The following is a 9282-nucleotide window of genomic DNA, read 5'->3' as shown; positions in this document are numbered from 1 at the left end:
CCCGGTCTCGGGGGAGAGGTCGCCGCGCTTCGCGGCGGGTGAGGGGGAACCACCTCCACCCCGCACCGATCACATCAGCCATTCTGCCACCACTTCTACACGTGCCGGTCGAGGAACGCCTTGGCTTTCCGGGCGGTGCGCACCGCGTCGTAGCTGTGCCGGCTCAGTTCGACGTACGCGCCGCCGGCGTACCCCGCGGCCCTCAGCCCCGCGAACACGTCCCCGAAGTCCACTTCGCCCTCGCCGAACATCAGGTGGTCGTGGACCCCCGCGGCCATGTCCTCGATGTGGACGTTCCACAGTGCGTCGCGCCACGCCGTGAGGTGCCGGCTGACCGGTAACTCGCCCGTGCACACGAGGTGGCCGACGTCGAGCGTCAGCCCGAACGCCGGGTGGTTGAGCGCGGCGTGCAACTCGGCGTAGCGGGGCATCGTGTCGATGAACATGCCCGGCTCGGGCTCGAACGCGAGCCGCACGTTCCGCTCGACGGCGTACTCGGCGAGCCGCTCCAACCGGTCGACGAGCCGCACCATCTGAACGCCGGGCGGGGCGTTATCGACGGCCGTGCCGGACCAGAAGCTCACGCAGTCGGCGCTCAGGTCGGCGGCGATGTCCACGCACCGCTTCAGGAATTCGAGCCGACCGGCTCGCTCCTCCGGGGTCGGGCTGACGAGCGTGGGCTGGTGCTTGCGGCGCGCGTCGAGGAGGAACCGCGCACCGGTCTCGATCACGCACCGCAGGTTGTGCCGGGCGAGTTGCCGCGCGAGCGCCGCAGTGCGCAGCGGGAGGTCGGGGGCGAACGGGTCGAGGTGGTGGACGTCGAGGGTCAGGGCGACGCCACCGTACCCGAGTTCGGCGAGGATCTCGACGGCGTCTTCGAGCCGGTGGTGCGCGAACCCGTTGGTGTTGTAGCCGAGGAACATGGCGGGCCTCGGGATTCGGACTCGGGTGCGGGTGGAAGCACGAAGGGCGGACTTGGGCGAACCCTGAGCGCCTGCGGGGGTGAGGCGCACCCCCTCGCTGGCGCTCAGGGGTTCGCCCGGCCACCGGGCCGACTCCGCCAGCACCTCGCGGGCGTCTGACGCAACCTTGTCACGGCACGGCTTCGAGAATCTCCACTTCGGGCACCTTCTTGCGAAGCTCATCTTCCAGGGACGTGATAACCGTCATGATCGTCGCGGGGCACCCGGCGCACACCCCGGTGAGCCGCACCGACGCGATGCCGTCGGTCACCTCCAGCACCTCGATGCCGGTGCCGTCGAGCATCAGCGCCGGGGCGATGTCGTGCTTCAGCGCGTGCTCGACGCGGTCACGCAAGTCGCTCATGGTTGTTCTCCGAGGATCAGCCCGAGCTACCATCTCGGCCGCGAATGTGGTCGCAGAGAGCTGTGATCTCCGTCGAAAGCCAAGCTGAACCATAGTCGGTCAGCGGACCTTCCCGAAGCAACTCCTGAGAGGCGTCGTTCATCAGCGACAGAAACCGCTGCCTCGCAGCCGTAGTGGCGAGGGGTTCGTCGATGACAACCACCTTGCCCATGTAAAATCCGTCGCGCTCGTCTCGCAGGAACGTCGTGAGTGGGTCAGCGGTGCCGAGTTGACGCTCGGCCTGAGCGATCAGCGCTTCCAGTAGCACCTCGACGGCCCCGTTCGTGCCCCAGAACACCACGTCGGCGAACTTGAGCCCCGCACTCATGTGTTTCCGCTCAGTGCCTGCTTCGCCGCCTCGACGTCGCGCTTGAGTTGCTCGACGAGTTCCGCGACGCCGGCGAACGGGCGGGTCTCGCGGAGCCGGGCCACGAACTCGACCGACACCGAGCGGCCGTACACGTCGCCCGAGAAGCCGATCAGGTGGACCTCGATCTTGCGGGCGTCGTCGCCGAACGTCGGGTTCGGGCCGATGTTCGCCGCCGCCGGCCACATTCTACCGTCCACCGCCGCGCGCACCGCGTACACCCCGTTGCCGGGCAGGACCGTTGGCACCTCGCCGAGGTTCGCCGTCGGGAAGCCGATCAGGCGGCCGCGCTTCGCGCCGGTCACCACGATCCCGGAGATGCGGTACGGCCGCGCGAGCAGGTCGGCCGCGGCCCCCACGTCGCCGGCCACGATCGCCGCCCGCACCCGGCTGCTCGACACCGGCTCGCCGGCGTGGAGCACCTGTTGCACGTCCTCGAACGCCAGCCCGGCGGCGCCGCACAGGTCGCGGAGGGTGGTGTTCGTGCCGGCGCGGCCGCGGCCGAAGCGGAAGTCGTACCCCTCGACGACCCCCTTCGCGGCGAGCTGCCGGGCCATCACGTCCTCGAAGAACGCCTCGGGGCTGAGCGCCAGCAGCGACGGGCTGGTCCGCAGGATGGCGACGTGGTCCGCGCCTGCGGCGTGCAGCAGTTCGGCCCGCTCGGGGAGCGTGGTGAGCGGCGGGCGGACCGGGCCGGGGTGCAGCACCTGGTGCGGGGGCGGGTCGAACGTGACGGCGACGGCCGGGCCGCCGAGCCGGTCGGCCACTCCGCGGCACGCCCGCACGAGCGCCCGGTGCCCGAGGTGGACGCCGTCGAAGTTCCCGACGGTGACCGCGCCGCCGCCGAACTCGGGGGGCGCGTGCGTGAACCATTCGAGTAGAGCGGTAGCCATGTTCCTATCTTTGCGGCGCGACCGCGAACCGGAAAGGCTCCCGACCGTCTATTCTCGGAGCGGCGTCGGCCTCGTACGATGTCGTCTCGGGTCGGTCGGTCGGCCGGACGGTCGCCGCGGGGGAAGTGTTTAGTGTTTCGTGTTTAGTGTTTCGATGCCGGCTGGTGCGGCGTTCGGCTCAACCAGCGGGCCTCGCTCCGAACTAAACACTAAACACGAAACACTAAACACTCCCCCGGGGAGGAAAGTCCGGGCTCCACAGGGCGCGGTGATGGATAACGTCCACCCCCGGGACCGGTTCGGGCTCCCCGGCTCGAACCGCAAGCGGGCGGGAAAGTGCAACAGAAAGTAAACCGCCGGGGGTGGTGATTGGGGATGGGACGTCGGAGATTGGAAAGACGGGTGGCCCGCGGCCCTGGTCCAACTTCCAACGTCCCATCCCCAATCACCACCCCCGGTAAGGGTGAAACGGTGCGGGGCGAAAGCCCTTAATGTAAGAGCGCACCAGCAGCCGGGTGACCGGCTGGCTCGGCAAACCCCACCGGGAGCAAGGTCAAACAGGGGACAGGGTCGGCCCGGCCCGTCACGATCCCCGGGTAGACCGCTCGACGCCGCGGGCAACCGCGGTGCTAGATAAATGACCGTCGCCCGCCCGCAAGGGCGGGGACAAAACCCGGCTTACAGGCCGGCCGACCGACCCGTCGGGGACTTTCGGAAGAGTGGTCAGTGGGGAGTGGACAGTGGGCAGTGAAGACCAGAGGCGAGAGTGCCTTTGGCGTTTACTGCCCACCGTCCGCTCCCCACTGACCACTTTCCCCGTCAGTCGTAGCTCCCCCCGCCCTCCGAGTACAGGTCGCCGGCCGCGCCGCCCTTGTAGATGCGGCGGCCCAGGTTGGCGTTGTACGGCGTCCACGCGCTCGGGTTGTTCCGGTCCTCGCGCAGCTCGCGGAGCACCATGTGCATCCGCGTGTCCATCAGGTCAATGAGGTGGAGCATCATCGCCTCGGGCGTCATCGGCACCTTCGGGCTGCCGTAGTTCAGCTCCCCGTGGTGGCTCAGAATCATGTGGTGCAGCCGCAGCATCAGCTCGCGGGGCACGGGCTCGCCGGTGAGTTCGGGCACCTTCGCGGCCGCCCCGGTGAGCATCTCCACCGCGATCGGGATGTGGCCGATCAGTTGCCCCTCGTCGGAGTACCCGAACGCGCGGGCGTAGGTGAGTTCGCGGGTCTTCCCGGCGTCGTGCAGGAACACGCCCATGAGCAGCAGGTCGCGGTCCACCGCCGGGTACAGCGGGAGCAGCTTGTCGGCCGCGTCCATCATCGAGACGACGTGCTCGAGCAGCCCGCCGACGTAGGCGTGGTGCATCTTCACCCCGGCCGGGCAGGTGGTGAACCCGCGGACGAACACCTCGTCCATCAGGAAGCACTCGGCGAGCGCCCGGAGGTGCGGGTTGCCGAGGCGGAGCAGGTAGCCCCGCAGCCGCTCCATCAGCTTCGGAACGCTCTGCTCGGTGTGGGGGAGGAAGTCGGTGAGTTCGACCTTCTGCGGCTCGACCCGGTCCACCGTGTTGACGATGACCTGGAGCGACCCCTGGAACAGTTGCACCTTGCCGGTGACGTGCAAGAAGTCGCCCGGGTCGAACCCGCGGGCGACGTGGTCCCCGGCGTTCCACATGCGGGCCGACATCCCGCCGGTGCGGTCGCGGAGCTCGAGCAGCAGGTACAGGTTCCCGTTCCGGTTGGCCCGGAGCTGCTTGTCGGTCACGAGGTAGATGTCGTCGAGGTTGTCCCCGTCGCGAAACTGTTCCACGAAGCGTCGGCTCATCGGAATCCTTCAGAGGGCAGAGGACAGAAGGCAGAGGACAGGAGTCAGACTACGGGCGGTTGGGGGTCTGTCCTCTGCCCTCTGTCCTCTGGCTTCTGGACGGGGAGGCGCACCTGGCAGCCGCCATCGCCGCACGGCACGAGGTCGTAGCGGTGCTTGGCGACCCACAGGTACGCCCGGTGGCCGAGCCACGGCACGCCGGGGATGTACAGCAGCGGCGCGAGCCACGCCGTCGCCGGGAGCCGCCACGCCATCCACCGGAACGCCGCGAACCCCGCGTGTGCGTGCTTGCGGTCCGGCGTGACGACGTGCATCTCTTCGAGCATCCGCTGCAGCGTGAGCGGCACCTCACTGGGCGGCAGGTTCGCGGTGTCGCGGCAGTCCTGGTACTGGAGCTGGCCGAACCAGTCGAGCTTCTTGAGGACGCGCACGCCCCGCAGGCACAGCGGGCACATGCCGTCGTACAGCATAACGCCCTTCCCCCGAGCGGGGTCGGCTCTCTCAGCGGCGGGGGTGATCGTGGCGGTGGCCATGCGGGAACTCCGTGGGATGTTCCATTCTACCTGGGATACCGCAAGCCGCCGGGAAATCCAACACCGTAGAATGTCGTTGAACGAACCTCCGGTCGCTTACGCTCCCGGCTCGCCACATACGACACACACGAGCGCCGAGACCGCCATGAGTTCCGTTGCCCCGCCGCGTGCGATGACCGTCCCCGAGTTCCGGGCCGCCAAGGGCCGCGGGGCGAGGCTCGCCGTCGTCACCGCCTACGACTACACCTCGGCCCGGCTGTGCGACGAGGCCGGGGTCGACTGCATCCTCGTCGGCGACTCGCTCGGCATGGTCGTGCAGGGCCACCCGACCTCGCTCCCGGTCACGCTCGACGAGATGATCTACCACACGAAGTGCGTGGTGCGGGGCGTGCGGCGGGCGCTGGTCGTAGCGGACCTGCCGTTCCTGACGTACCAGGTGAGCCCGCGGCAGGCGGTGCGGAACGCCGGGCGGCTGCTGAAGGAGGCCGGCGCGCACGCGATCAAGCTGGAGGGCGGCGTGCGGATGCGGGCGACGGTGCAGGCGTGTGTCGCAGCTGGCATCCCGGTGATGGGCCACATCGGCCTGACCCCGCAAGCGGTCCACCAGTTGGGCGGGTTCAAGGTGCAGCGCGACGCGCCGGCGCTGCTGGCCGACGCCGCGGCAGTCGAGGAGGCCGGCGCGTTCTCGGTGGTGGTGGAGTCGGTGCCGGCCGACGTTGGCACGCGGATCACCGCGTCGGTGGGCATCCCGACGATCGGCATCGGGGCGGGTGCGGGGTGCGACGGGCAGGTGCTCGTGTACCACGACCTGCTCGGCCTGTACCCGGACTTCAAGCCGAAGTTCGCGAAGCGCTACGCCGACCTGGGCACCGCCGTAAAGCAAGCGGTCGAGGCGTACTGCACGGAGGTCCGCACCGGCGCGTTCCCGACCGCCGAGCACAGCTTCCGGTGAGGTATGACGTGATTGTGCTCGCGCTTCGAACGCAGCCGGTGAGTCAAGTGGCGTTCGCGCCGATCGGGTCATTGCTGGCCATCGGGTATGATTTTCGATGGATCAGCGTGTGGGATTGTGCAACACAGACGCTACTTTGCGAAGTCGAAACCGTCACTGGATTCAGTCCTGCTTGGATGTCCTTTGGGTTTGCTCCCTCTCAACAGATCATCCTTTACCCAGACGACATGGGTGATGGGTGTGAGGTGATCGAGTTCGATCCCATTTCACAAGACATCGACAGCCTCGGCCGCGGATCCGGAATCGGTTGGGCTGAAGGCCTACTCATGACGCGGGACCAGAAGTATTTGCTCGTTCATGACAGCGGCTCCTCACAATTTCACCTCTTCAATCTGACGAGGAAAACGAAATCACCCGTTTGGAGCTTGCCCGTGTACTCCACTACCACGCGCGGCATCCGCGTCCGCATGGAGTTTCTCCCCGGGGAGGACCGGTTTTTCGTGACCGAGAACCACGGGAACACCCGGACGCGGGTGTCGGTGCGGGCGCTGGAAACGGGGGAACTCGTGGCCGCGGCGCGGTTCCCACAGCGCGAGACGCTTGGTCTGGCCGTCTCTCCGGACGGCGAGCGCGCCGTCGTTGTGTCGGAGATGTCGTTGTTCGTGTACGATCCCTCCAACCTTAAGGCCGCACCGCGGAAGGTGAAGAACGACAATCGAAAGCACTTCACGGGCATCGCGTTTCACCCCTCCGGGCGGTATCTTGCGGCGACGAGCAACGACAAGACGGTGAAACTGTACGACACCGAGTCGTGGCAGGTGGCGAAGACGTACACCTGGGACATCGGGCGCATGCGGAGCGTCGCGTTCAGTCCCGATGGCACCCTCGCGGCCGCGGGTAGCGACACGGGCAAGGTCGTCGTGTGGGACGTGGACGTGTGAGCCGAACACACCTTCCGGTGAGGTGAACGGTGATTGTGCTCAACGTGGCGAAGAAGGCCGACATCACGCATGTGTCGTTCTTCAGTGCGACGCAGGTGCTGCTGACGGCGGTGACGAAAGAACCGCACCGCCACCGATCCAGTCGATCGCTCTGGGACGTAACCACCACGGCTCGTGTGCCGCCGGCGATTCCGACGTTCTCGGCGCACAGCTTCGGGGAACTCCGCTCCGGCGAGTGGTGCATCGGGGCCGCGACCCAGAACGGGCTGGCGGCGCACCACCCGGCGACGGGCAGAACCGTCGTGGAGCCGACCGACACAAAGCCCACGCACATCACGCTGACCCCCGACGGGCGCACGGTCCTCTTCTGCTGGTCGCTCGGGCAGCGCCCCTCGCAGAACGGATTCGCGAGTCGATCGTGGTCGCCGGAGGCAGAAGCATTCGGGGCCGGCTTCCGGGTTGCCACCGTCGTTTCCGACGACAACGCCCTGCAGACGTACCGGTGCGAAGCACTCCTCCCTCTGCCAGACGGCAACCGATTCGTGACCGTTGAATGGAACTGGGTCTTTTTGCCGAAGCTGGTCGTTCGGTCGGTTTCCACCGGCGAGGCTCTCGCGGCCGCGTCAATCGCCGGACGCGAAGCGCCGTCGGTCGGGGTCGCGCCCGACGGCTCTCGCGTGGTCGTCGCGGTCCTCAAATCCCTCTACGTCTTCTCCGCCGACGACCTTGAGCAGGAACGCCACATCAAGAACGACGGCCGAAAGCACTTCACAGGCATCGCGTTCCACCCGTCGGGGCGGTATCTCGCGGCGACGAGCAACGACCAGACGGTGAAGCTGTACGACACCGAATCGTGGCAGGTGGCGAAGACGTACACATGGGACGTGGGGCGGATGCGGAGCGTCGCGTTTTCGCCCGACGGCACCCTCGCGGCCGCCGGCAGCGACACGGGCAAGGTCGTCGTCTGGGACGTGGACGTGTGACGCCGGTCACTTCCCGGCGGGCTTCACGGTGGTCGGCCCCGGAACGATCGCGGGCAGTTCGTACAGCACCCGCGTCGGCTCGCCGAACGTGCCCAGGTCCGGGCGGCGCACGAGGATCGGCGGCTCGATCGCGGTCGCGGGGGGCGGCGTCCACTTCGGCGACCGCTTGGCGATCGGCGGCTCGGTCGGCAGGCTCGGCCGCTGCGGGAGCGAGAGCAGGCGGCGCGGCGAGTTCAAGCCGTCGAGCGGCAGCGCCGCCGACAGTCGCGGCCCGCCGGGCGGTGCCACCCGCTGCGGCACCGGAACCGAGGTCACCCCGGGGAGGCCCGACGCCGGCACCGTGGCGACCGTTGTGCGGAGCGCCGTCGGCATCGGGGCGACGGCACGCACCGCCCGCGGCCGCAGCGGCGCGGCGATCGGCGGCTCCGCGGTCTGCGACGACGCGGTTTCGACGCTCTTGGCGCTGCGGTAGCCGTTCAGGTGGTAGTCCCACAGCGCCTGCTTCGCGGCGGTGCGGACGGTCGGGTCCGGGTCGGTTTCGGCCACCTTCTCCAGCGCCGAGCCGGCGAGCGGGAACGTCGTCTTGAACTTGCCGATCACCTCCGCGGCCGCCGCCCGCACCGCCGCCGCGTCCTTCTTCAGCGCCGCGAGCAGCGCCGGGATCACGTCCGGGTGCGCCCGCGGGTCGGCGTCGGCGAGTTCGGCGACGGCCGACTTGCACCGCTTCTCGTCGGTCTCGGTGCGGAGCAGGTCGGCGAGGTACCGGACGCGGGTCGGGTCCGGGCGCTTGCGGCCGAACAGCGCGGGCACGTCGACGGCGTGCGCCGCGGCCGGGACCGTGCAGAACAGGAGTGCGATCAGGATGGTGCGGGTGCCGGGCACGGGTGCGCTCCGAGATTCGGCCGCGGTCGCGCGGGACCGGGGCTCTCGGAACGTGTGATCGACTGCGTGAAGTGGGTCGGGTGCGGGAACCCGGCCGCAAACCGGGTGCGGCGGGCCGCGGCGAGGCGCACGACCGGCACGGCAGCCCGAACCGATCCGGCCGCCCCGCCCGTGCGACCCGCGGGACCGTCAGAACCCGCCGGGGCCGCCCGTGCCGGGCCGGCTGCCGCCGAGTAGCGTCGCCTTTTCTTCCTTGGCCGGGGCGAGCGGCTTGCGGTACCCGGCCTTGTCCGGCTCGTTGTACCGGGCCTCGTTGGGCGGCTCGGTGTACGCCTCGGACACCTTGGGTTGCATCTGGTACTTGTCCTTGGCACAGCCGAGGCACAGCACCACCATCCCCGTAAACAGACATACCGCCCGCAGCGCGTCCCGCATGGCCGACCCCGCCGCCCGAGTTAGTAGTGGAAGCGGCCGGCTGATACCGGCCGCCGGGCGGGGGTGCAAGACGAGATTCGAGCCACGGATGGACACGGATCCGACAG

The 9282-nt window shown here is 68.8% G+C and carries 11 protein-coding genes and 1 other RNA gene; 4 read left to right on the top strand and 8 right to left on the bottom strand.

Going from position 1 to position 9282, the window contains the following annotated elements; genetic code table 11:
* Positions 1–95: 95 nt before the first annotated feature.
* The 4 genes from ACTIGN_RS33475 to ribF all read right to left on the bottom strand — a co-directional run bounded on the left by ACTIGN_RS33475 (position 96) and on the right by ribF (position 2625).
* The gene (locus tag ACTIGN_RS33475; RefSeq protein ID WP_439632189.1) at positions 96–923 is read right to left on the bottom strand and encodes a sugar phosphate isomerase/epimerase family protein; all 828 of its coding nucleotides are present in this window, start codon (positions 921–923) and stop codon (positions 96–98) included.
* 169 nt (positions 924–1092) lie between these two features.
* The gene (locus ACTIGN_RS33470) at positions 1093–1326 is read right to left on the bottom strand and encodes a NifU family protein (protein WP_439632187.1); all 234 of its coding nucleotides are present in this window, start codon (positions 1324–1326) and stop codon (positions 1093–1095) included.
* A gap of 16 nt (positions 1327–1342) precedes the next feature.
* A complete protein-coding gene (locus tag ACTIGN_RS33465) occupies positions 1343–1693 on the bottom strand; it encodes a hypothetical protein (RefSeq protein ID WP_439632185.1) in 351 nt (116 codons plus the stop codon).
* Entirely contained in the window at positions 1690–2625 is a 936-nt protein-coding gene (ribF, locus tag ACTIGN_RS33460; RefSeq protein ID WP_439632183.1) for a riboflavin biosynthesis protein RibF, read from the bottom strand. Before ribF ends, ACTIGN_RS33465 begins: the two co-directional genes overlap by 4 nt.
* 95 nt (positions 2626–2720) lie before the next feature.
* Here ribF and rnpB point away from each other — a divergent pair.
* An RNA gene (gene rnpB, locus ACTIGN_RS33455) (RNase P RNA component class A) lies at positions 2721–3322 on the top strand.
* 122 nt (positions 3323–3444) lie between these two features.
* Here rnpB and ACTIGN_RS33450 read toward each other — a convergent pair.
* Together ACTIGN_RS33450 and ACTIGN_RS33445 are read right to left on the bottom strand one after the other, a co-directional pair.
* Complete coding sequence (locus ACTIGN_RS33450; RefSeq protein WP_439632181.1) at positions 3445–4449, bottom strand: 3'-5' exoribonuclease YhaM family protein; 1005 nt, start codon at positions 4447–4449, stop codon at positions 3445–3447.
* A gap of 44 nt (positions 4450–4493) precedes the next feature.
* A complete protein-coding gene (locus ACTIGN_RS33445; RefSeq protein WP_439632179.1) occupies positions 4494–4982 on the bottom strand; it encodes a thiol-disulfide oxidoreductase DCC family protein in 489 nt (162 codons plus the stop codon).
* Between the two features lie 145 nt (positions 4983–5127).
* Between ACTIGN_RS33445 and panB the strand changes: the two genes are divergently transcribed.
* From panB to ACTIGN_RS33430, 3 genes are read left to right on the top strand one after another with little or no spacing between them, the layout of a single operon-like run.
* Complete coding sequence (gene panB, locus ACTIGN_RS33440) at positions 5128–5934, top strand: 3-methyl-2-oxobutanoate hydroxymethyltransferase (protein ID WP_439632177.1); 807 nt, start codon at positions 5128–5130, stop codon at positions 5932–5934.
* 8 nt (positions 5935–5942) lie between these two features.
* Positions 5943–6875: a WD40 repeat domain-containing protein gene (locus tag ACTIGN_RS33435; RefSeq protein WP_439632175.1), complete on the top strand. Its 933-nt coding sequence runs from the start codon at positions 5943–5945 to the stop codon at positions 6873–6875.
* 44 nt (positions 6876–6919) lie between these two features.
* A complete protein-coding gene (locus ACTIGN_RS33430; protein ID WP_439632173.1) occupies positions 6920–7858 on the top strand; it encodes a WD40 repeat domain-containing protein in 939 nt (312 codons plus the stop codon).
* Positions 7859–7864: 6 nt separating this feature from the next.
* Here the strand turns inward: ACTIGN_RS33430 and ACTIGN_RS33425 are convergent, their stop codons facing one another.
* On the bottom strand, positions 7865–8740 hold the full coding sequence (locus ACTIGN_RS33425; RefSeq protein WP_439632171.1) for a HEAT repeat domain-containing protein: 876 nt from the start codon (positions 8738–8740) through the stop codon (positions 7865–7867).
* 189 nt (positions 8741–8929) lie between these two features.
* A complete protein-coding gene (locus tag ACTIGN_RS33420; RefSeq protein WP_439632169.1) occupies positions 8930–9175 on the bottom strand; it encodes a hypothetical protein in 246 nt (81 codons plus the stop codon).
* Positions 9176–9282: the final 107 nt, after the last annotated feature.

Origin of the sequence: Gemmata sp. (assembly GCF_051859125.1) — a bacterium.
Taxonomy (GTDB): Bacteria; Planctomycetota; Planctomycetia; order Gemmatales; family Gemmataceae; genus Gemmata.
Note: the sequence above shows the minus strand (reverse complement) of the source record. Positions and strands in the feature narration are given on the sequence as shown.